At 64.5% G+C, this 21,299-nt stretch carries 18 protein-coding genes; 10 read left to right on the plus strand and 8 right to left on the minus strand.

From position 1 onward, the window contains the following. Nucleotides 1–580 precede the first annotated feature (580 nt). Both JQ604_RS30160 and JQ604_RS30165 read right to left on the minus strand, forming a co-directional pair. Nucleotides 581–1,822: an LLM class flavin-dependent oxidoreductase gene (locus JQ604_RS30160; RefSeq protein WP_212364337.1), complete on the minus strand. Its 1,242-nt coding sequence runs from the start codon at nucleotides 1,820–1,822 to the stop codon at nucleotides 581–583. Between the two features lie 162 nt (nucleotides 1,823–1,984). Further along, entirely contained in the window at nucleotides 1,985–2,185 is a 201-nt protein-coding gene (locus JQ604_RS30165) for a hypothetical protein (RefSeq protein WP_212364338.1), read from the minus strand. A 234-nt stretch (nucleotides 2,186–2,419) separates the two neighbouring features. Between JQ604_RS30165 and JQ604_RS30170 the strand changes: the two genes are divergently transcribed. Together JQ604_RS30170 and JQ604_RS30175 are read left to right on the plus strand one after the other, a co-directional pair. Beyond that, nucleotides 2,420–3,826: an MFS transporter gene (locus JQ604_RS30170; protein WP_212364339.1), complete on the plus strand. Its 1,407-nt coding sequence runs from the start codon at nucleotides 2,420–2,422 to the stop codon at nucleotides 3,824–3,826. 123 nt (nucleotides 3,827–3,949) lie between these two features. Then, nucleotides 3,950–5,143 (plus strand): extracellular catalytic domain type 1 short-chain-length polyhydroxyalkanoate depolymerase, encoded by a 1,194-nt coding sequence (locus JQ604_RS30175; RefSeq protein WP_212364340.1) that lies wholly within the window; start codon nucleotides 3,950–3,952, stop codon nucleotides 5,141–5,143. 17 nt (nucleotides 5,144–5,160) lie between these two features. Here the strand turns inward: JQ604_RS30175 and JQ604_RS30180 are convergent, their stop codons facing one another. After that, nucleotides 5,161–5,829, minus strand: coding sequence for an MBL fold metallo-hydrolase (locus JQ604_RS30180; protein WP_212364341.1), 669 nt, complete (start codon nucleotides 5,827–5,829; stop codon nucleotides 5,161–5,163). A 183-nt stretch (nucleotides 5,830–6,012) separates the two neighbouring features. Here JQ604_RS30180 and JQ604_RS30185 point away from each other — a divergent pair, with 183 nt between their 5' ends. Both JQ604_RS30185 and JQ604_RS30190 read left to right on the plus strand, forming a co-directional pair. Then, nucleotides 6,013–6,825 carry an RMD1 family protein gene (locus JQ604_RS30185; RefSeq protein ID WP_212364342.1) on the plus strand — a complete coding sequence of 271 codons (813 nt, stop codon included), beginning with the start codon at nucleotides 6,013–6,015 and terminating at the stop codon, nucleotides 6,823–6,825. A 96-nt stretch (nucleotides 6,826–6,921) separates the two neighbouring features. After that, nucleotides 6,922–8,526: an alpha-amylase family glycosyl hydrolase gene (locus JQ604_RS30190; RefSeq protein WP_212364343.1), complete on the plus strand. Its 1,605-nt coding sequence runs from the start codon at nucleotides 6,922–6,924 to the stop codon at nucleotides 8,524–8,526. Here the strand turns inward: JQ604_RS30190 and JQ604_RS30195 are convergent. Both JQ604_RS30195 and JQ604_RS30200 read right to left on the minus strand, forming a co-directional pair. Further along, nucleotides 8,523–10,214: an alpha-amylase family protein gene (locus JQ604_RS30195; protein ID WP_212364344.1), complete on the minus strand. Its 1,692-nt coding sequence runs from the start codon at nucleotides 10,212–10,214 to the stop codon at nucleotides 8,523–8,525. The two genes, JQ604_RS30190 and JQ604_RS30195, sit on opposite strands and share 4 nt — an antisense overlap. A 100-nt stretch (nucleotides 10,215–10,314) precedes the next feature. Beyond that, complete coding sequence (locus JQ604_RS30200; RefSeq protein ID WP_212364345.1) at nucleotides 10,315–11,433, minus strand: vWA domain-containing protein; 1,119 nt, start codon at nucleotides 11,431–11,433, stop codon at nucleotides 10,315–10,317. Between the two features lie 147 nt (nucleotides 11,434–11,580). Between JQ604_RS30200 and JQ604_RS30205 the strand changes: the two genes are divergently transcribed. Both JQ604_RS30205 and JQ604_RS30210 read left to right on the plus strand, forming a co-directional pair. Next, complete coding sequence (locus tag JQ604_RS30205; protein WP_212364346.1) at nucleotides 11,581–12,066, plus strand: MmcB family DNA repair protein; 486 nt, start codon at nucleotides 11,581–11,583, stop codon at nucleotides 12,064–12,066. Between the two features lie 103 nt (nucleotides 12,067–12,169). Beyond that, entirely contained in the window at nucleotides 12,170–12,589 is a 420-nt protein-coding gene (locus tag JQ604_RS30210) for a hypothetical protein (protein ID WP_212364347.1), read from the plus strand. A gap of 61 nt (nucleotides 12,590–12,650) precedes the next feature. Here the strand turns inward: JQ604_RS30210 and JQ604_RS30215 are convergent, their stop codons facing one another. Together JQ604_RS30215 and JQ604_RS30220 are read right to left on the minus strand one after the other, a co-directional pair. After that, nucleotides 12,651–13,205 carry an ActR/PrrA/RegA family redox response regulator transcription factor gene (locus JQ604_RS30215; protein WP_212364348.1) on the minus strand — a complete coding sequence of 185 codons (555 nt, stop codon included), beginning with the start codon at nucleotides 13,203–13,205 and terminating at the stop codon, nucleotides 12,651–12,653. A gap of 118 nt (nucleotides 13,206–13,323) precedes the next feature. After that, a complete protein-coding gene (locus JQ604_RS30220; RefSeq protein ID WP_212364349.1) occupies nucleotides 13,324–14,649 on the minus strand; it encodes an ActS/PrrB/RegB family redox-sensitive histidine kinase in 1,326 nt (441 codons plus the stop codon). A gap of 108 nt (nucleotides 14,650–14,757) precedes the next feature. Here JQ604_RS30220 and JQ604_RS30225 point away from each other — a divergent pair, with 108 nt between their 5' ends. From JQ604_RS30225 to JQ604_RS30240, 4 genes are all read left to right on the plus strand, one after another. Then, nucleotides 14,758–15,552, plus strand: a complete 795-nt coding sequence (locus tag JQ604_RS30225; RefSeq protein ID WP_212364350.1) for an ABC transporter ATP-binding protein — start codon at nucleotides 14,758–14,760, stop codon at nucleotides 15,550–15,552. Beyond that, nucleotides 15,549–16,370, plus strand: coding sequence for an ABC transporter permease (locus tag JQ604_RS30230; protein ID WP_212364351.1), 822 nt, complete (start codon nucleotides 15,549–15,551; stop codon nucleotides 16,368–16,370). The genes JQ604_RS30225 and JQ604_RS30230 overlap by 4 nt, the downstream gene beginning before the upstream one ends. 125 nt (nucleotides 16,371–16,495) lie before the next feature. Then, on the plus strand, nucleotides 16,496–17,824 hold the full coding sequence (locus tag JQ604_RS30235; protein ID WP_212364352.1) for a polyhydroxyalkanoate depolymerase: 1,329 nt from the start codon (nucleotides 16,496–16,498) through the stop codon (nucleotides 17,822–17,824). A gap of 198 nt (nucleotides 17,825–18,022) precedes the next feature. After that, nucleotides 18,023–18,862, plus strand: coding sequence for a M48 family metallopeptidase (locus JQ604_RS30240; RefSeq protein ID WP_212364353.1), 840 nt, complete (start codon nucleotides 18,023–18,025; stop codon nucleotides 18,860–18,862). Between the two features lie 171 nt (nucleotides 18,863–19,033). Here the strand turns inward: JQ604_RS30240 and JQ604_RS30245 are convergent, their stop codons facing one another. Then, nucleotides 19,034–21,298, minus strand: a complete 2,265-nt coding sequence (locus tag JQ604_RS30245; protein WP_212364354.1) for a transglycosylase domain-containing protein — start codon at nucleotides 21,296–21,298, stop codon at nucleotides 19,034–19,036. Nucleotide 21,299 lies beyond the last annotated feature (1 nt).

Genomic DNA, 21,299 nt, shown 5'->3' on the forward strand with positions numbered 1-21,299 from the left:
AGGTCCAAAGCCGATCGTGGATGATGGTGGCACAAACGCAGAGTCTCACCAGGGCGAGCACGTATAAGCCGTAAAGCCATCGCGCAGGGAAGGCCGGATGCCTCCGCCGAACCTGTATGCTCGTGCGCGCACTCTTTTGTGCACATGGCGCACGGGACCGCGGGTGCGGCGTGCACCCGGTCTTCCCTGCGCCCTCGCTCCAATGAGAGGGCGGAACGAGATGGAAAACTCGGACAAATCATGTCGCGAGAATGCGAGCTCATGTCGATCTGCCGTAGGGTGGGCAAAGCGACACCGTCACTCCGTAGCTCAACGAGCGAAGGCGGAAGCGTGCCCACCATCACGAGCACGCCGGGAATGGTGGGCACGTCGCTACGCTCCTTTGCCCACCCTACGACAGGAGTGATTGCGGATGGAGTACGCAACACACTTGTCGTCCTGGCGGAGGCCAGGACCCATTGCCACGAATGTTCGTTGGCGCGCGACGCTGGGGCCACGATCCCTTTTACAACAACACTCGGTGGTTATGGGCCCTGGCTTTCGCCAGGGCGACGGTGTTGAGAGACCGGGGACGAAGCCGCTACGCCTTCCGCTTCGCCGCTTCCTTCTGCAGATCCGGCGCGTTTGCCGTGGCGATGGTGACGCGGCCGGGGCCGGTGTCGGCGAGGGCCGCGGCGGCCTTCTCGTTGCCCATGATCTTGGCCATCACGGCCTCGCCGGCGCGCTCGAAGATGGCGCGGTTCTCGATCACGAATTTCTGCGACTTGCGCAGGCTGGCGACGTAGCCGTTGATCTCGGGCACCACATAGCGCGCGACGAGATCCCAGCTCCGCCGCGTCGCTTCGATGTTGGCCCAGTCATGCGCAAAGCCGATGATGGCGCCGACGCCGCCGGACATCTTCATCACGCTCTTGATCAGGGCCACCAGATCATCAGGCGTGCCGATCGCGGAGGCGGCGCCGTCGATGAAGGCGGTCTGGTCGACGGCCTCATCGGGGGTCTTGAACGCATTGACGCCCGGCCGCATCAGGGTGCCGACATTATACTCATTGTGCCAGCGCATCAGCCCTTCGCGCGCCTCGCGCCGGGCCTGCTCGCGGGTTTCGGCGATGTGCCAGGACAGCAGCACGCGCCAATTGGCACGGCTCACCGTGGTGCCGGCCTTCTTCGCCGCGTCTTCGGCGAATTCCCATTGCTGCGCCAGCGACGTCAATCCCTTCGCCGACATCGAGCCGAGCGAGATGATGCCGATGCCGTACTTGCCGGCCAGCGTCATGCCCGACGGCGAGATCATCGAGGCCACGACGCACGGCAGCTCCTCCTGCAGGGGCAGGATCTGCAGGGCTGCGTCCTGCATGGTGAACCAGTCGCTCCTGGCGGTGACGCGCTCGCCGTTGAACAGGCGGCGGATGATCCCGATCGCCTCGTCCTGGCGGTCGCGCTGGGTCATCGGGTCGATGCCGAGCGTATGGGCGTCGGAAGCGAGCGCGCCGGGGCCGGAGCCGAAGATGGCGCGGCCGCCGGTCATGTGGTCGAGCTGCACCATGCGCTGGGCGACGTTGAAGGGATGGTGATAGGGCAGCGACACCACACCAGTGCCGAGCTTGATGCGCTTGGTGCGTTCGCCGGCCGCGGCCAGGAACATCTCGGGCGACGCGATCATCTCCCAGCCGGAGGAATGATGCTCGCCGCACCAGAATTCGTCATAGCCGAGTTCGTCGAGCTGCTGGACGAAATCCAGGTCGCGGCGGAACTGCAGCGTCGGATGCTCGCCGACCGGGTGATGCGGGGCGAGGAAGGCTCCGAACTTGAGGCGCGCCATGGGTCGTTCTCTCCGGATTGTTGTTGTTGCGGGCTTGCGGAGAAAGTTACGGGCTGGCGCGCAGCAACGCAATCGCCTGCGCCGCATGGTTGTTGCGCAAATGACCGCGTCTGCCGCGCCCCGGAATTCGTCGCTCAGCGTGTCAACGCAAATCGCCGGCTGTCACGGCACATTGAGCGTGCGCACCACGCGAAAGCTGTATCCACCGTCGACGATCGCGCTCTCCCGATAGCCGGCGCGCACCATGTTGGCAGTCCAGTCCCAGGTGCCGCCGCGCAGCATGCGCTTGCTGCAATCGCCCTCGAGCCAGGGCGCGCCGTTAACCGGCGTGTCCTCGTTGTAGCGCTTGTTGAAGCCCGCCATGCGCCGGCCGTGGCCCGGCGGAGGCGAAGCTGGCCGAAGCGACGACAGATATCACCGCAGGTGGAAACGACCGGGCATGCAACATCCTCTGCGCCGAAGGGAGCTGCTGCTTGGTCGCGGGCTCGGGGGATCGCGTTCAGGGTTCGCGAGCCGCGGCTTACCTCCGAGGTAATCGCTGCGATGACTGGAATCGGCAATGCTTGCTGGCAGAACCTGCGAACCGGATTGCCCGCCATGCATCAGATCGTCATCCAACCCGTCGATACCTCGCGCCGCTGGTGGGTGCTCGCGACCGTGGTCGCGGCGCAATTCATGTTCGGGGTCGATGCTTTCATCGTCAACGTCGCGATCCCGACCATTGCCGCCGAGCTGCACGCAACGCCGACCCAGATCGAGGCTGTCATTGCGATCTATCTGATCGCCTATGCCACGCTCGTCATCACCGGCGGCCGGCTCGGCGATATCCACGGCACCAAGAACGTGTTCATCGCAGGTGTCGCAGGCTTCACCGTCACCTCGCTGTGGTGCGGGCTGGCGCAGTCCGGGCCCGAACTGATCCTGGCGCGGCTGGCGCAGGGCGCGACTGCGGCGCTGATGGTGCCGCAGGTGCTGGCGACGCTTCATCTGCTGTTCTCCGACTCCGCCCGCGCCCGGGCATTCGCGATCTACGGCATCGTGCTGGGGCTTGCCGGTGCCGCCGGCTTCACGCTCGGCGGCTTGCTGGTGACGCTCGACCTCGGAGGCCTCGGCTGGCGCGCGGTGTTCTTCGTCAACGTGCCCTGCGGCGCGCTGATCATCGCAGCCGCCCTCAAGATCATGCCGACGGTGCCGCGCCGCGTCGGCACGCGGCTGGATCTTCCCGGCGCGATCGTGCTGTTCGCGGGCCTGCTCTGCGTGATCGGGCCGCTGCTGTTCGGCCACGACGCGCAATGGTCGGTCTGGGTGTGGCTGGTGATGGCCGCGGGCGTGGCGATCATCGCGGGTTTCGTGAAGCTCGAGCAACGCGTGGCGCGGGGCGGCGGCATGCCGCTGATCGATCTGACGCTGTTGTCGGACGCGGCCTTCATGCGCGGGCTGCTCGCGGTGTTCAGCTTCTTCTTCGCCAACCTCTCCTTCTACCTGATCATGACCATGTTCATGCAGAAGGGCCTGCAGATCCCGCCGCTGCAGGCGGGGCTGGTGTTCGTGCCGCTGGCGCTGACCTTCGTCATCGCCTCGCGTCATAGCGGCGTGCGCGCAAAGCACCGCGGCACGCTGGTGCTGATCGAAGGCTGTCTGGTGCAGATGGTCGGCCTTGCCGTGCTGCTGGCGGCGATCGAGTTGGTCACAGCACCATCGCCGCTGATGCTCGCGCTGGTGCTGATGATCTTCGGCTACGGCCAGGGGTTGGTGATGGCGCCGTTGTCGAGCGCGGTGCTGTCGACGGTGGCGCCGGCGAGCGCAGGCGCGGGCTCGGGCATGTACGGCACGACAACGCAGATCGGCAATGCGGCCGGTGTGGCTGCGATCGCCGCGGTTTTCTTCGCGATCGAGGCCGCAACTTCGCCACGCGTGGCGTTGTTTGCGGCATGCGCATTATTTGCGCTGTCGATTCTCGGCTGTGCCGCATTTCTGTCATGGATGCGTCGTGCGAGCGCCTGATCACACGTTAACGCCGATTCTCACATTGCGGGGGATTGGACCGCGAACGGCCTTTTTATTTTGCGATGCAACAATTATCTGGTCAGGGTGAAACAAGACACGCAATCACTCCAGGAGTTGCCGTTGTCGCTCGAGAGCAACGTTGATTTTCTGCGCCATCTTCGCAAGCTGAATGCCTTCAAGGGTTTGGGCGTCTACACGCCCGCCTTCGCGCCTGCCGTCCCGACGCCGCTGATCGAAACGGCCGACTTCGGCAGCAATCCGGGCGCGCTGAAGATGTTGTCGTTCGTACCCGCGCATCTGGCGCGGTCGCCCGCGCTCGTCGTGGTGCTGCATGGCTGCGGTCAGACCGCGGCCGGTTACGATCTCGGCGCCGGCTGGTCGACGCTCGCCAAGCATTACGGTTTTGCACTGCTGATGCCGGAGCAGCAGACCGCCAACAACGCCAACACCTGCTTCAACTGGTTCGATCCCGAAGACATCGCGCGCGGCAAGGGCGAGGCCTGCTCGATTCGGCAGATGATCGCGCACATGGTCGCCGCGCACAAAATCGATCCGAAGCGCATCTATATTACCGGTCTTTCTGCCGGCGGCGCGATGACGTCGGCGATGCTCGCGACCTATCCGGATGTGTTCGCCGCCGGCGCCATCATCGCCGGCCTGCCGTTCGGTCTCGCCACCAATCTGCGCGAGGCGCTGAATGTCATGATGCAGGGAAGCGATCTGCCGGCTGCCGAGCTCGGCGATCGCGTGCGCGCGGCGTCCAAATACAACGGTGCGTGGCCGAAGGTGTCGGTGTGGCACGGCAGCGCCGACCGCACCGTCAGCGCGGCCAATGCCGATGCGATCGTGCGGCAGTGGCTCGACGTTCATGGTTTGCCGGAAGCCGCGATGTCGAAGGCCAATGTCGACGGCTATCCGCGCGAGGTCTGGTGGAATGCCGACGGCCAGACGCTGGTCGAGTCCTACACCATCACCGACATGGCCCACGGCACGCCGCTCGGCCTTGCCGAGAACGACGAACGCTATGGCGTCGAAGGTGCGTTCCTGATCGAGGCGGGGATTTCATCATCCTATCACATCGCCAAATTCTTCGGCGTCACCGACCAGGCGCGTCAGCCGCAGGTCGTATCGACGGGCATTCCGCGCGAGCGTGCCGACACGATTTCGATGACGCTTGCAGTGCCCGCGACCGAGCCGGCTTCCGCGGCTCCGTCGGGCCGCTACCGCGCCCGGCCGCGGAAGCCACGGAGCAAGGGCATCGACGTCGGCCGCGTCATTGCGCGGGCGCTGACGGCTGCCGGACTCATGAAGTAGCGGGGACGATGGCGCGCTTACATCTCGCCGGTCAGGAACGGGTTCGTCAGCCGCTCCTGGCCGATGCTGGAGCCCGCGCCGTGGCCGCAGATGAAGCCGACGTCGTCGCCGAGCGGCAGCAGCTTCTCCTTGATCGACTGGATCAGGGTCGGATGGCTTCCGCCAGGCAGATCGGTGCGACCGACCGAACCGGCGAACAAGACGTCGCCGACATGTGCGAAGCGCAGCTCCTTGCTGAAGAACACCACGCTGCCCGGCGAATGGCCGGGGCAATGCAGGATGTCGAAGGTGAGGTCGCCGATCGAGACCTGGTCGCCCTCGTCGAGCCAGCGGTCGGGTCCGAAGTTGCGCACGCCGGTCATGCCGAAGCGTTCGCCGCTCGAGACGACATTGTCGAGCAGGTATTTGTCGGCGATGTGCGGCCCCTCGATCTTCACCTGCAGCGCATCGCGCAAGTCAGCGGCGCCGCCGACGTGATCGATGTGACCGTGGGTCAGCCAGATCTTCTCGACGGTGACGCCGGTCTGCTTGATCGCGGCCTGGATCTTCGGCACGTCGCCGCCGGGGTCGATCACCACGGCCTTCTTGCTCGGCTCATGCCAGATGATGGTGCAGTTCTGCTCGAACAGCGTCACCGGCACGATGATCGCGCCAGCCTTCGGTTTGGTCTCGGTTTTGTCATCCATAGCGGGCACCATAGGCTACCGGGGGAGGCCGTCAACACGGATGGCAACGCCGCGCGATGGCGTGCGATCCCGAAACAGTCCGTGATATGCTCGATCGAGAGCATGATCCGGAAAAGTGCGAAGCGGTTTTCCGAGAAGATCATGCTCCAATAGAGAAATTTAAGCTCTCATACCCAAAATTCCATGACCCAGGCTTCCAAATCGCCGCTCGGCGGGTCCCGCATCACGGCCCGCGCTTTCTCCGTCGCCGACCGCATCAACACGTCGGGGCTGGAGCGCGGCGATGTGCTAGCGACGACGCCCTTGGCGTTCCGCGTCAATGACAACGGCGTCGCCATCCTGTTTCGCTACGGCGTCGTCGTGCTGATCGGCCTCAACGCGCTGGAGGAAGATGAATTCTTGCGCAGCCTGGAATCGCGCATGACCGGGAGCTTCGCGCGGCGCGAGGAGGAGATCGCGATCATCGAGGTCGCTTCCGAGAAGGACGACCAAATTCCGCCGGGCGGCCCGATCTATCTGCAGAGCCTGTCGCCGGAGCGGCTGATCCTGGTCGGCGAAGCCCTGGCCAAAAGCGTGGCCCTGGCGCGGCACGAGCGCGAGGTCGCCGCTGTGTTCGACATGACCGAGCCGTTCGCGCGCGAGCTCGCCAAGGGTGGCCGCATCCGCGGCGGCCGTGCCGCGGCGCTCAGGCATATCGGCAGTGCGCTGGCGGTGCGACATCGCGTCTCGGGCCCGGTCGAGGTCTCCGAGAAGCCCGACATCCTCTGGGACAAGCCGCAGCTCGAGCGGCTCTATGCGCGGCTCGAGGACGAATACGAGCTGAAGGAGCGCGCCGAGTCGCTGAACCGCAAGCTCTCGGTCGTCGCCGAGACGGCGCAGGTCCTGACCGACATCATCGACACCAGCCGCTCGCTGCGGCTGGAGCTGATCATCGTCTTCCTGATCCTGTTCGAGGTGCTGATCACGGTCTATCAGCTCGCCATGGCAAGGCATTAGAATCGCCATCTTCTGCCCCGAATTGCTCGTCATCCCTGAACCAAACGAGGCTTCGAGCGTTGCCTCACTTGATCCGTAGTGTGAGGGGTGGACGGGATGGATCGGGACGACAGGGACTGGTGGCGGCACGGCGTCTTCTATCAGGTCTATCCGCGCTCGTTTCAGGACAGCGATGGCGACGGCGTCGGCGATCTCAAGGGTATCATCCGGCGGCTGCCTTACCTGCGGGCGCTCGGCATCGACGCGATCTGGCTGTCGCCGATCTTCGCCTCGCCGATGGCCGATTTCGGCTACGACATCTCCGACTATACCGGCATCGATCCGTTGTTCGGGACGATGGAGGATTTTGATGCGCTGATCGCATCAGCCCATGATTCCGGGCTGAAGCTGATCCTCGATCTCGTGCCGAACCACACCTCCGACCAGCATCCCTGGTTCATTGAATCGAGGAGCTCGCGCGAGAACCCAAAACGCGACTGGTACATCTGGCGCGATGGTGGCGCTGACGGCGGCCCGCCGAACAACTGGCTGTCGGAGTTCGGCGGCAGCGCCTGGGCCTATGACGAAGCGTCGGGCCAATATTACTACCACGCTTTCCTCGACAAGCAGCCGGACCTCAACTGGCGCAATCCGGAGGTGCGTCAGGCGATCTATGACGTGATGCGCTTCTGGCTCGGCAAGGGCGTCGACGGTTTTCGCGTCGACGTGATCTGGCACCTGATCAAGGACGCCGACTTCCGCGACAATCCGCCGAACCCGCATTTCCTCGAAGGCCGGCCGCCGCACGAAAAGATCTTGACGCAATATTCGACCGACCAGGCGGAGGTGCATGGGGTGATCGCCGAGATGCGGGCGGTCACCGAGGAGTTCGACAACCGTGTGCTGATCGGCGAGATCTATCTGCCGCTGCATCGGCTGGTCGCCTATTACGGCAATGATCTGCGCGGCGCGCAGATGCCGTTCAATTTCGCGCTGCTGTCGACGCTGTGGAGCGCGCGCTCGATCGAGGAGATCGTCGCCGACTACGAGAAGGCGCTGCCGCCCGGCGCCTGGCCGAACTGGGTGCTCGGCAATCATGATCGGCAACGGGTGGCGAGCCGGGTCGGCGCCGAGCAGGCCCGCGTCGCGGCGATGCTGCTGCTGACCTTGCGCGGCACGCCGACGCTGTATTACGGCGACGAAATCGGCATGCGGCAGCTGCCGATCGCGCCGGACCAGGTGCAGGATCCCTTCGAGAAGAACGTGCCCGGCATCGGCGTCGGTCGCGACGGCTGCCGCACCCCGATGCAGTGGAGCACCGAGGCCAATGCCGGCTTCTCGACCGCAAAACCCTGGCTGCCGCTCGCGCATGATTTCGCGCGCGAGAACGTCGCCAGTCTCGGCGCCGACGGAAGTTCGATCCTCAGCCTCTATAAGGCCCTGATCGAACTGCGGCGCCGACTGCCGCAGCTCGTCACCGGCACCTACGAAGCGATCGCCGCTCAAGGCGACACCCTGGTCTATCGACGGCGGAGCAATGAGGGGTCGGTCGTGATCGCGCTCAATCTCGGCAATGAGCCGGCCATGTTCACGTCGAGCGCCATCGGCTTCAACAAGGAGATCATGCTGTCGACCTTCCTGGATCGGCAGGGCGAGCAGGTCGAGGGCGAGCTCGAACTGCGCGCCAATGAGGGCTTGATCCTCGGCCCGCGTCAGGATTAGCGCGCGGTGCGCGGCGTCTTGGTGTCGATGTCGCTGCGCTTGAGCAGATAGTCGAGTCCGCCGACGCGATACCAGCGATAGCCGTACGCTTCGATCAGCATGTTGTGGCGGCCGCGCTCGTCCGCGCGGCTGTGATCCTCGCTCAGGAGATTGACCAGGAGGTCGCCGGCGTCGTCGGGCAATCCGACCGCGAAGGAGATTTCGTGTGGTTCCTCGCTGAAATTGTGCACGAACAGCACCGAGTTGTTGCGCCAGTCGTAACGGATCACCAGCACGGTCGGATCGCGCGTCGCGATCACCTTGAAGTCGCCCCAGCCGATCTCCGGCACTTCCTTGCGCATCCGGACGATGCGCTCGGTCCAGTTCAGCATCGAGTTCGGATCGCGCCGCTGCTTGGCGGCGTTGACGTGCTCATAGCCATAGGCGCCCTTGTCGATGACAGGGCAGCACGGCTCGTTGCTGGTGGTGAAGCCGGCATGCGGCTCGGTCGACCATTGCATCGGCGTGCGGGCGCAGCCGCGTTCGGGGAGGTCGAGATCGTCGCCCATTCCGAGCTCGTCGCCATAGCGGATCACCGGCGTGCCGGGCAGGGTGCACATCAGGCTGTAGGCAAGCTCCAGCCGCCGCCGGTCGCCGCCGAGCATCGGTGCGAGCCGCCGGCGGATGCCGCGATCGTAGAGCTGCATGTCCTTGTCGGGGCCGAAGGCCTTGAACACGGTCTCGCGCTGCGCCTTGGTGAGGCGGCCGAGATCGAGTTCATCATGATTGCGCAGGAACAGCCCCCATTGCGCGGTCGCCGGCCGCGGCTTGGTGGCCATCAGGGATTTTGCGAGCGGGCGGGCGTCGGCAGAGGCCAGCGCGTAGAACATGTGCTGGTTGACGTGGAAGTTGAACATCATCTGCATGCGGTCGCCGTCGCGGCCGAAATAATCCATGTCGGTTTCGGGCAGCACATTGGCTTCGGCGAGGATGATGGCGTCGCCCTGCCGCCATTGCAGGAATTCGCGGAACGCGCGCAGCATGTCGTATTGCTCGACCGGCTTGCGCACCTTGGCGCCCTTGGTCGCGATCACGAAGGGCACCGCGTCCATCCGGAAGCCGGAGACGCCAAGCTGGATCCAGAACCCCATGATCTTGAGGATCTCGGCCTGCACATGCGGGTTCGAGGTGTTGAGGTCGGGCTGGAAATCGTAGAAGCGGTGGAAGTACCAGGCGCCGGCCTGCTTGTCGCGCGACCAGGTCGACTTCTGCACCCCGGGAAACACCATGCCGGTGTTGGCATTGGCAGGCCGCTTGTCGGACCAGACATACCAGTCGCGATAGGGTGAGTCCTTCGCACTGCGTGCCGATTGAAACCAGGCGTGCTGGTCGGAGGTGTGGTTGACGACGAGGTCGATGATGACGCGGATGCCGCGCTGCCGGCAGCCATGGGTGAACTCGACGAAATCGCCCAGCGTGCCGTAGCGTGGATCGACGCCGTAATAGTCGGAGATGTCGTAGCCGCCGTCCCGGTCCGGCGAGGGCTGGAACGGCATCAGCCAGATCGCGGTGATGCCGAGCCCGTGCAGATAATCCAGCCGCCGCATCAGGCCCTTGAAGTCGCCGATCCCATCTCCGTCGGCATCCATATAGGTGCCGACGGAGAGGCAATAGAACACGCCGTTCTTGTACCAGAGGTCGTCGATCACGAAGGTCGTCCTCGTCGCTCTATCAACCGCAGCGGTCGGGAGATAAGCGACGAAGGACGTGCGGGTTCCGGCCGCCTGGGCGACCGGAACCGTGCAAAGGTCAGCGCTTGATCTGCGCCTTCAGCGTGTCCTCGACGACGCGGTCGAATGACAAGACCTTCGGCGCATTGGCGCGCTTCTCGGCGACGTATTTGTCGCGCTTGGCGACGAGGGCGGCGAGCTTCTCGTTCAACGCCTTGCGCTGCTCCATCTGCTTGCTGATCTCGGCGCTGCGTTGCTCCGGCTTCATGGCGCGGAGATTGTCGGGCAGCTCGTCGTCCTTGATCTTCGACAGATCGCTGCGGCCGGCGGTGACGTCGGCAACGAGGTCACCATCGCCGGTGACGGCTTCCGAGGTTGCCTTCGCGCGCTTGTTGATAAAGCTCGCCATCTCGGAGGCGCGCGCTGGCGAGGCCGCGGCCACCTCGGACAGTTGCTTGGTCTTGTACTCGGTGCGCTTCTGCATCGCGCCCGGGCCGTAAGGGATGACGGTGCCGTTGATCTCGCGTTGCAGGATGATGATGTCCTCGTCGAACGGCGTCTCGATCAGCACGACCTGGCCGCCGTCCTGCGGGATCGGGATGAAGCGGCCGTTGCCGTTCTGCGCGATGTCGCGCCAGACCCGCTCGGTGTCGGCGGCATTGCCGGCGAGCACGGCGTTGACGACGATGTCCTTCTGCTTGGCGGTCGCGAGCGTCACCGGATATTTGGTGTCCTGCGCATAGTCCATGTGCGGCGGCGCGTCGCCGACCAGGAAGACGATGCGTCTGGCCTCGCTGCCTTGGGTCCATTGCAGCTTGTTGACGGCGACATCGAGTGCCTCGTTGACGCTCTCCGGCCAGTCGCCGCCGCCGCGCGCCTTCAGCTCGAGCAGATTGGCGTACAGATCCTGGATGTCCCGCGTGAGCTCGATCTTCCTGGTGACGTAGTCGTCGCCGATGTCGCGATAGGCGACGAGGCCCATGCGGATATCGGCGTCGGGATTGGAATCGACGATCGCGGTGGCGATCGACCAGATCTTGCGCTTGGCGCCCTCGATCAGGCCGCCCATCGAGCCCGTGGTGTCGAGCACGAAGGCGACCTCGACGGTCGGTTTTGCCAGCGCGGACGACAGTCCGGCGGTAAGTGGAAGGGCAGTGAGAGCTAGGGCGAGTGAGCGAAGCTTGATGTGTGACCTCATGGGTCTCCTCCAGTGGTTCCGTCCCCTCGGAACCAAGGTTCCATCGGCATCGCGGTGGCTTGAGGCCGGAATCAAGGCGGTCTGGCCGCGAATTTGCGGCCGATTCCGGTGCGGCGACCGTTTGCGGAATCGGCTAGTCTCTCGTTCATGGAATCGCCCGCCCGCCAGATCGCGCTCGTGCCTGCGCCCGACCGCCGCCAGTCGGAGACCGCGCTTGCGATCGCGCGGGGCACGGCGAGGCTTTTGAGATCGCTCGGATTTTCCTGCATCAGCGAGTTGCCGCTGCCGTCCGGCCGCAGAGCCGATCTGGTGGCGCTGAACGACAAGGGCGAGATCTGGATCGTCGAGATCAAATCATCGGTCGAGGATCTGCGCGCCGACCAGAAATGGCAGGACTACCGGATGCATTGCGACCGGCTGTTTTTCGCCTTCACGCAGGACCTGCCCTGCGAGATCTTTCCGGAAGACACCGGCCTGATCATCGCCGATGCCTATGGCGCGCATCTGCACTGCGAGGCCCCTGAGCATCGGCTGCAGGCTGCGACGCGCAAGGCGATGACGGTGCGCTTTGCCATGGCGGCAGCGCAGCGGATCAACCGGCTGGTCGACCCGCAGGGGCATGGCGAGTTCTAGCCAAGCCGATAAAATCGAAACTTTTCCAATAATCCGACCTTAACGGGGCCTCCGCTTATCTGCAGCCTGCGAATTCGCGAACTGCTGGGAGTGCAAGGCGACAATGTTGGATCGGATCGAAGGAAGTTTTGCCGGCGACCACGATGCCAAGACGAAGATCGGCGCGGCTGTGAAGTATCTGCTCAGGGATCTCCGCGGCAGCGCTCACGACGATGCCGTACGAGAGATCATCGATATCGTGCAGGGAGTCGCGAACGAACCGTCTTCGCGACAGGATGTGCCGGACAGTGCTGCAACACCGGCTCCGATGGGCAGCGTCAGCTACAAGTCCTATGTGATCGATGCCTTCCGGCGTGACACCGATCGCTGGCGTTCGACGATCCGTCGGCAGGACGGCAAGAAGATCCGGATCGCCTCGCCGCCTGCGGTGGTCGATCACGCCACCACGGGATCGGATGCGCTCACCGCCGAGAAGGCGGTCGAGTTTGCCAAGCGCACGATCGACGCCGGCGGCGTGATGTAATCCGCAAACGAAAACGCCGCGCAATTGCGCGGCGCTCCCGTCTTCCGAAACCTGAAATCCCTTAGCGCGGTGCGCGCTTGGCGAGAATCCGCTGCAGCGTGCGGCGGTGCATGTTGAGCCGGCGCGCGGTTTCCGAGACGTTGCGGTTGCACATCTCGTAGATGCGCTGGATGTGCTCCCAGCGCACGCGGTCGGCCGACATCGGGTTGGTCGGCAGCTCCGACTTCTCGGTGCCGCTCGCGAGCAGCGCGGCGACGACGTCGTCGGCATCCGCAGGCTTGGAGAGATAGTCGACGGCGCCCATCTTCACCGCGGTCACGGCGGTGGCGATGTTGCCATAGCCGGTCAGCACGATCGCGCGGGCATCGGGCCGCTTGCGCTTCAGCGCGGACACGACATCGAGCCCGTTGCCGTCACCGAGACGCAGATCGACCACCGCGAAGGCGGGCGCCGCGCGGCCGATCTCGGCAATGCCGTCGGACACCGTATCGCATGACTTCACCGCGAAGCCGCGAGTCTCCATGGCGCGCGACAGGCGCTCCAGGAACGGCTTGTCATCCTCGACAATGAGGAGCGAGCGGTCGGTGATTTCATTCAGTTCGACAGTGGCGTTCACGGTCCATTTTTCCCAGTTATCGATCTACAAAATATGGCGTGGCAGTGCGGCGTTGCCAAGGCAGCCTAAAGTCGCGATATCAGCATGCCTAATGCCAGACGCGTGATCGAGAACCGTTCTATGACACCGCCTCACCTTCGAGGGAGGTGCCTTCCTCGAAGCGCTCGCGCGGCCAGACGATCTGCACCACGCAGCCGTGATCGGGGAAAACGCGATTGGTAAACGAAACCTTTGCGCCGGTCCGCTCCAGCAGGGTGCGGGCGATGAAAACGCCAAGTCCCAGGCCGCCATGGGCATTTTTGGCCTCATCCGCGCTGCGCCGGCGCGACAGATAGGGTTCCCCGATCCGCTTCAGCATGTCCGGTGCAATGCCGGGGCCGTCGTCGGAGATCACGATCTCGACCGTTTCGGCATTCCACCACGCGTTCACCTCGACGGTCTGGTGGGCAAAATCGACGGCATTTTCCAGGATGTTTCCGACGCCATAGAGGATCGCGGGGTTGCGGGCGCCGACCGGCTCGCGCGTCGGTGCGACAGCTAGCCGCACCTTGATGGCGACCCCGAAATCGCGATGCGGCGCCACCGTCTCCTCGATCAGGGTCGACAGCTTCATCTGGTCGAAGGGCGCACCGCTCGAGGACAGCTGGGTGATCTTGCCGAGGATGTCGCGGCAGCGCTGCGCCTGCTCATGCAGTGTCTTCAGTTCGCCGGCGAGGTGCGGGTCGGTCACCGTCTTCTCCAGCTCGCGCGCGATCAGGAAGATGGTCGCAAGCGGCGTGCCGAGCTCGTGGGCGGCGGCGGCGGCGAGGCCGTCGAGCTGGGTCAGGTGCTGCTCGCGCGTCAGCACCAGCTCGGTCGCGGCCAGCGCGTCGGAGAGTTGCCGCGCCTCCTCGGTGATCTGAAACGCATAGAGGCTGGTCACGCCGATCGCCAGCACGATCGAGAGCCAGACGGCGACGAGATAGATCGGCGGCAGCACCAGCGGGTCGTCGGCATCCCATGGCAATGGCAGATGGAAGTAGAACAGCGCCGAGGCGCAGGCGACCGCGAGCAGGCCGAGCGCAATGGTCAGCCGGACCGGCAGCACGGTCGCCGAGATCAGCACCGGCGCCAGGAACAGGAACGAGAACGGGTTCTGCAGGCCGCCGGTGAAGTACAGCAGCGCTGCGAGCTCGACGATGTTGAGCGCGAGCAGGCCTGCCGCATAGAGCGGCTCCAGCCGCTGCATCGGGTTGAAGGCGACCTGCAGCGCCAGATTGAGCAGCGCCGAGAAGCTGACGATGCTGACGCAGGGGATGATCGGAACCTCGAACTCCAGGCCCTGGGCCACGATGAAGATCGCGACCAACTGACCAAGGGCGGCGAGCCAGCGCAGCCGCAGGATCGTGTCCAGACGGACGTAACGGCGCGGCTGGCTGATGTCGGAGACGGCAATGTCGGTCATGTCGGGAGTTTAGCTGGAGGGCAGGCCGACCACAAATTCGCGACCTGTCTCAATGATTTCGGGGCGCGCCTTGCGCTTGTTCTCGCAATGGCCCAATGAACGGAGCCAATGCAACAAGGCAAGACAGGTCCGGGGCAATCGGCCGCGGCCGATTCCGGCGGATCGGCGGCGATCGATGTCGCGCATCTCGTCAAGGTCTACAAGACCACGCGCGCGGTTGACGGTGTGACGTTTCGCATCGCGCGCGGCAGCATCACCGGGCTGCTCGGCGGCAACGGCGCCGGCAAGACCACGACGATCGCCATGATCATGGGCCTGGTGCTGCCGACCTCCGGCCGCATCCAGGTGCTTGGCGCGAAGATGCCGGAGCAGAGTTATGACGTGCTCGGCCGGATGAATTTCGAGAGCCCCTATGTCGACATGCCGATGCGGCTCACGGTGCGGCAGAACCTGACGATTTTCGGCCGGCTCTACGCGGTGAAGCAGCTGAAGGAGCGGATCGATCAGCTCGCCTCCGATCTCGACCTGAAGGATTTCCTCGACCGCCCCAACGGAAAACTCTCGGCCGGCCAGAAGACGCGCGTGGCGCTGGCGAAGGCGCTGATCAACGAGCCCGAGCTGCTGCTGCTGGACGAGCCGACGGCCTCGCTCGATCCGGATACGGCGGACTGGGTGCGCCAGCATCTTCAGACCTATCGCAAGGCCCGCGACGCCACCATCCTGCTCGCATCGCACAACATGCTGGAGGTCGAGCGGCTCTGCGACCGCGTCATCATCATGAAGCGCGGCAAGATCGAGGATGACGACACGCCCGACGGCATCATGGCGCGCTACAACCGCGATACGCTGGAAGAGGTGTTTCTCGACGTCGCGCGCGGACGGGTGCGGGAAGGCGCGTCATGAGTGACGTTGTCACCAGTCATCACGGTTTCGCGCCGCATCGCGTCAATGCGATGGTGCTGCGCTATTGGTATCTCCTGCTATCGTCCTGGCCGCGGCTGCTTGAGCTCGTGTACTGGCCGACGCTGCAGATCATCACCTGGGGTTTTCTGCAGAACTACATCTCGCAGACATCCGGGTTCTTCGCCCGCGCCGGCGGCTCGCTGATCGGCGCCGTGATCCTCTGGGACATCCTGTTCCGCGGCCAGCTCGGCTTCTCGATCTCCTTCCTCGAGGAGATGTGGTCGCGCAACCTCGGCAACCTGATGATGAGCCCGCTGAAGCCGATCGAGTTCCTGATCTCGCTGATGATCATGAGCCTGATCCGGCTGGCGATCGGCGTGATCCCGATGACGGTGCTGGCCTATTTCTTCTTCGGCTTCAATTTCTACAGCCTCGGCCTGCCGCTGATCGCCTTCTTCTGCAATCTGATCTTCATCAGCTGGTCGGTCGGCGTATTTGCCTCCGGCCTCGTGCTGCGCAACGGGCTCGGCGCCGAGAGTATCGTGTGGACGCTGATGTTCGCGGTGATGCCGCTCGCCTGCGTCTATTACCCGGCCGAGGTGCTGCCGGTCTGGCTGCAATATGTCGCCTGGGCGCTGCCGCCGACCTATGTGTTCGAGGGAATGCGCGCGCTCCTGATCGATCACACCTTCCGTGGCGACCTGATGGTGCAGGCGCTGGTCATCAACGCCGTCCTGTTCGCTGCATCTTTTGCGACCTTCCTTGCCCTTTTGCGCGGCGCCAAGCGCCATGGCTCGCTCCTGGCAGGTGGTGAATAAATGTCACTTTCCCGTGGATTCTCGCGCATTTAGCCCTTTGGGAGCACGAATTATACCGAGGTGTGCATTGACGCATTATTTTGCATTCGACAGGATGTTGCGTCGCAAAAGTGGGATTTGAAGACATGCCGATTGGTGAATTTGGTGGCGCACCGCCACTGGTGGCGGAAGGCAGCCCGGGACTCACGACGCCGTTGTACTGGATGTATGAGATGGGGCAGGCCTCGCTTAATCCGGCGCGCGCGGTCACGGATGCGACCAAGATCCTGTTTCAAAACCCGCTGAATCCCTGGACCCACACGCAAGTCGGCAAATCGATCGCCGCGGCCTGCGAATTGTTCGAGCGCACCACGCGCCGTTACGGCAAGCCGGAATGGAATCTGCCGACCACCGAGGTCAACGGCATCCGCACCCCCGTCGAGGTGCGGTCGATCTGGGAAGCGCCGTTCTGCCGCCTTCTGCATTTCGATCGCAAGCTGACCCGCCCGCTGCGCAGCCCGCAGCCGCGCGTGCTGATCGTGGCGCCGATGTCAGGCCACTACGCCACGCTGCTGCGCGGCACGGTCGAGGCCTTCCTGCCGACGCATGAGGTCTACATCACCGACTGGGCTGATGCGCGGATGGTGCCGGTCACCGCCGGCCGCTTCGACCTCGACGACTACGTCGATTACGTCATCGAGATGCTGCACGTGCTCGGCGGCAACATGCATGTCATCGCGGTGTGCCAGCCGTCGGTGCCGGTGGTAGCAGCGGTTTCCGTGATGGAAGCCAACAATGATCCGTTCGTGCCGCTGTCGATGACCTTGATGGGCGGTCCGATCGACACCCGCCGCAATCCAACCGCGGTGAACCAGCTCGCCGAAGAGCGCGGCATCGAGTGGTTCCGCAACCATGTCATCACCAAGGTGCCGTTCCCGCATCCCGGCGTGATGCGCGACGTCTATCCGGGCTTCCTGCAGCTCTCCGGCTTCATCAGCATGAACCTGGATCGGCACACCGACGCGCACAAGGCGCTGTTCGCCAATCTGGTGAAGGGCGACGGCGATCTCGTCGACAAGCACCGTGAGTTCTACGACGAATATCTCGCGGTGATGGACCTCACCGCCGAGTATTACCTGCAGACGGTCGACACCGTGTTCGTCAAGCACGCGCTGCCGAAGGGTGAGATGACCCATCGTGGCCAGCGGGTGATGCCGTCGAAGATCCGCCGCGTCGCGCTGATGACGGTCGAAGGCGAGAAGGACGACATCTCCGGTCTCGGCCAGACCGAGGCGACGCACGCGCTGTGCACCTCGATTCCCAATCATCGCCGCGTTCACTACGTGCAGAAGGGCGTTGGACATTACGGCGTGTTCAATGGATCGCGTTTCCGATCCGAAATCGTGCCGCGCATCTCCGATTTCATGGTCTCGGCGGCGAATACACGATTGTCGTTGGTCGCGGCGGCCGAATAGGTGTCAACCCGGCCTCGATTTCAGGGGCTGGGTAAGACTCTGAATTGGTTCAAAGAATTCCGATTTCCGGATCGTTAAAGGAGTGAGTTCAGCCTCATTTCTTGAACGATGTTTTCGCGCCGGGTTCATCCGAAAAAATCGGGTTCCAACCCCTGCCGGTAGAGGTTCAGAACCGGCCAGCCCCTGTATATTGGGCAAATGATTTGTTTTTGCGCCGAGCGATTTCACTGGCGGCGGTTATGGCAGAATCCGGGCGAACTCCTGCTCCCCGGACTCCAAGACATGGCTACTCGCGCGCTCCTCTACCGGCGGCCCGCCGAACCCGCGACTCTTCTGGTCAGACACGGCTCCCAATTCTTTGCAATTCGGCTGAGAAGGCACAGGCGCGCGCGCCGTTACACGCTCAGAATCCATCCGACCGACCGTGAAGCGATCCTGACCATGCCGCCCCGCGGCACACTCGTGGAAGCCAAGGAGTTTGCGCAGCTCCATGGCGGCTGGATCGCCGCACGTCTTGGTCGTTTGCCGAAGGCGGCGCCGTTTCAGCCCGGCACCGTGGTGCCGTTGCGTGGCGTGCCGCATCGGCTGGTGCATCGCGCCGGTGAGCGCGGCACGGTGTGGACCGAAACCCGCGACAGCGGCGATAAGATCCTCTGCGTTGCCGGCGGCATTGAGCATATGGACCGCCGTGTCCATGACTTCCTCAAGCGCGAGGCGCGCAAGGATCTGCAGAAGGCCGCGCAATATTATGCCGGGGAACTCGGTGTCCGCGTCCGCCGCATCACGATCCGCGATCAATCGAGCCGCTGGGGTTCCTGCACCTCGGCCGGCGCGCTGTCGTTCTCCTGGCGGCTGATCCTCGCGCCGCCCTTCGTGCTCGACTACCTCGCAGCCCATGAGGTCGCCCATCTCGTCGAGATGAACCACTCGCCGCGGTTCTGGCGGGTGGTTGACAAGGTCTGTTCCTCGGTGACGCGCGCCAAGAACTGGCTCGACACCAACGGCAACGATCTGCATCGGTACGGGATCGAGGATTAGGCCTCACACGCGGTGTCATCGCCCGCCTTGTGCGCAACTGCGCACTGGAGCGGGCGCCCCAGTATTCCAGAGACAGTCGTTATCAATCGAGAAGCCGCGGCGTACTGGATCCCCCGCGTACGCGGGGGATGACACGCGGTGTGTGCGGCTACGGCAGTGTCGCCACAACGATTACCGTCCCCCGAACAACCGATCCACCAGCCATCCGTCCAGCCCTGCCGAGGATTCCGGCCGCGCATTCGGGTTCGGCGGTGCCGACGCGCGCGTCGGCGGCGGGCGATAGGCGCCCGCCGAGGGGATCGGCGAGGGCGGCATCATCGGCGGCGCCTGCAACTGGCTCGGCTGCATCTGCGGCGGTTGGGTCGGATAAGAGGGCGCGCTGACCTGTGACGAGGTCTGCATCAGATTCGACAGCGCCCAGCCACCTTGCGAATTCGGCAGGCTCGCGACCGGCACGCCCTGATGCGCCGCTTTCATGAAGCGCGACCAGACTTCGACGGGCAATCCGCCGCCGGTTGCCTTCTTGGTCGGTGAGTTGTCGTCATTGCCGAGCCAGACGCCGGTGACGAGGTTCGCGGTATAGCCGATGAACCAGGCGTCGCGATAATCCTGGCTGGTGCCGGTCTTGCCGGCGGCCATCCAGCCGGGGATCTCGGCCTTGCGCGCGGTGCCCGAGATCAGCGTCTCGCGCATCATCGTGTTCATCATCGCGACATAGCGCGGCTCGATCACCTGGTTGCGCTCGTCCGGCTGGCGGTTGTAAAGCACCTTGCCCTCGGCGGTCTTGATCCGTGTCACCACATGCGGCGAGACGGCGAGCCCGCCATTGGCGAACGGCGCATAGGCACCGACCAGCTCGATGACAGAGACTTCGGAGGTGCCGAGCGCGATCGAGGTGTTGGCCTCGAGTTTTGACGCGATGCCGAGCCGGTGCGCGGTGCGCACCACGTTCTTGGCTCCGACCTCGAGCCCGAGCCGCACCGCGACCGTGTTGAGCGACATCGCCAGCGCCTGGGTCAGCGTCACCGAGCCGAAATATTCGTGGCTGTAGTTCTCCGGCTTCCAGCCCTTGATATCGAGCGGCGCGTCGGTGCGGATGGTGTCCGGCGTCAGCCCGGCCTCGACGGCGGTGAGGTAGACGAACGGCTTGAACGACGAGCCCGGCTGGCGCTTCGCGGTCACGGCGCGGTTATACTGGCTCTCGGAATAGTTCCGTCCCCCGACCATGGCGCGCACGGCGCCGTCGGGCGTCATCGCCACCAGCGCGCCCTGGCTGACATTGAACTTCACGCTCTTGGCGGCGAGTTCGTCGATGATGGCGGCCTCCGCCACGCTCTGCAGCTTCGGATCGATCGTGGTCTCGACCGTGATGCTCTGGTCGATCTGGCCGACGAGATCGTCGAGCACTTCGCCGATCCAGTCGGCGACATAGTTGACGGTGCCGGCGCCGGCCGGCTTCACATTGATCGAGGGTGCGCCGATCGAGGCCTTAGCCTGCGCCTCCGTGATGAACTTGGCATCCGCCATCGCCGCCAGCACGACCTGCGCGCGCTGCTCGGCGCCCTCGGGGTTGCGGTTCGGCGCCAGCCGCGACGGCGACTTGACGAGACCGGCGAGCATCGCTGCTTCCGCGACCGTGACGTTCCTGGCCGGCTTGCCAAAGTATTTCTGCGCCGCGGCCTCGACGCCGTAGGCGCCGGAGCCGAAATAGACCCGATTCAGATAGAGCTCGAGAATCTCGTTCTTGGAGTGCTTGCGCTCCAGCCACAGCGCCAGTTCCGCTTCCTGCAGCTTGCGCGCCATGGTGCGCTCCTGCGTCAGGAACAGGTTCTTGGCGAGCTGCTGCGTCAGGGTCGAGCCGCCCTGCGACACGCCGCGATGCATGATGTTGGTCACCAGCGCGCGGCCGATACCGATCGGGTCGACGCCGAAATGCGAATAGAAGCGGCGGTCCTCGATGGCGATGAAGGCTTTCGGCAGATAGGGCGGCAGGTCCTTCAGCGAAACATTGGCGCCGGCCATTTCGCCGCGCTGCGCCAGCACGCTGCCGTCGATGCCGACGATCTGGATGGTCGGCGGACGCTTCGGGATCTCCAGCGACTGGATCGGCGGCAGATGCGCGCCGACCCAGATCACGACACCGATCACGGCAATGCCGGCCCACAGGCCGAGCACCGCGGTCCAGTAGAAGAGACGGCCGATGCCGAAGCCGCGCGATTTGCTGCGGCGCTTGCTGCCGCTGCGCGGCACCGGCGCTTTCCGCTCGCGCGGCTTGTCGTCGTCGGAACCCTCGCTTTTGCGTTTGGATTTCTTCGGCTTGTCGTCGCCGCCGCCGGGAATGCGGTCCTCGGGCGACAGGCGGAGATCGGCAAGCGCGGCCGGAAGCCCGAATAGCGGCTCCTTGCGCGCACCGCTCTTTTTCCGTCCCCACGCCATC

The sequence above is a fragment of the Bradyrhizobium jicamae genome (assembly GCF_018130695.1).
GTDB classification, from domain to species: Bacteria; Pseudomonadota; Alphaproteobacteria; order Rhizobiales; family Xanthobacteraceae; genus Bradyrhizobium; species Bradyrhizobium jicamae_B.

What these genes read in the sequence shown, in the direction of transcription:
- JQ604_RS30245 (WP_212364354.1), bottom strand. Translation starts at nt 21,298, where the DNA reads ATGGCGTGGGGACGGAAAAAGAGCGGTGCGCGCAAGGAGCCGCTATTC.
- JQ604_RS30220 (WP_212364349.1), bottom strand. Translation starts at nt 14,649, where the DNA reads ATGACCGACATTGCCGTCTCCGACATCAGCCAGCCGCGCCGTTACGTC.
- JQ604_RS30185 (WP_212364342.1), top strand. Translation starts at nt 6,013, where the DNA reads ATGACCCAGGCTTCCAAATCGCCGCTCGGCGGGTCCCGCATCACGGCC.
- JQ604_RS30180 (WP_212364341.1), bottom strand. Translation starts at nt 5,829, where the DNA reads ATGGATGACAAAACCGAGACCAAACCGAAGGCTGGCGCGATCATCGTG.
- JQ604_RS30200 (WP_212364345.1), bottom strand. Translation starts at nt 11,433, where the DNA reads ATGAGGTCACACATCAAGCTTCGCTCACTCGCCCTAGCTCTCACTGCC.
- JQ604_RS30210 (WP_212364347.1), top strand. Translation starts at nt 12,170, where the DNA reads ATGTTGGATCGGATCGAAGGAAGTTTTGCCGGCGACCACGATGCCAAG.
- JQ604_RS30165 (WP_212364338.1), bottom strand. Translation starts at nt 2,185, where the DNA reads ATGGCGGGCTTCAACAAGCGCTACAACGAGGACACGCCGGTTAACGGC.
- JQ604_RS30225 (WP_212364350.1), top strand. Translation starts at nt 14,758, where the DNA reads ATGCAACAAGGCAAGACAGGTCCGGGGCAATCGGCCGCGGCCGATTCC.
- JQ604_RS30230 (WP_212364351.1), top strand. Translation starts at nt 15,549, where the DNA reads ATGAGTGACGTTGTCACCAGTCATCACGGTTTCGCGCCGCATCGCGTC.
- JQ604_RS30205 (WP_212364346.1), top strand. Translation starts at nt 11,581, where the DNA reads ATGGAATCGCCCGCCCGCCAGATCGCGCTCGTGCCTGCGCCCGACCGC.
- JQ604_RS30170 (WP_212364339.1), top strand. Translation starts at nt 2,420, where the DNA reads ATGCATCAGATCGTCATCCAACCCGTCGATACCTCGCGCCGCTGGTGG.
- JQ604_RS30190 (WP_212364343.1), top strand. Translation starts at nt 6,922, where the DNA reads ATGGATCGGGACGACAGGGACTGGTGGCGGCACGGCGTCTTCTATCAG.
- JQ604_RS30235 (WP_212364352.1), top strand. Translation starts at nt 16,496, where the DNA reads ATGCCGATTGGTGAATTTGGTGGCGCACCGCCACTGGTGGCGGAAGGC.
- JQ604_RS30240 (WP_212364353.1), top strand. Translation starts at nt 18,023, where the DNA reads ATGATTTGTTTTTGCGCCGAGCGATTTCACTGGCGGCGGTTATGGCAG.
- JQ604_RS30160 (WP_212364337.1), bottom strand. Translation starts at nt 1,822, where the DNA reads ATGGCGCGCCTCAAGTTCGGAGCCTTCCTCGCCCCGCATCACCCGGTC.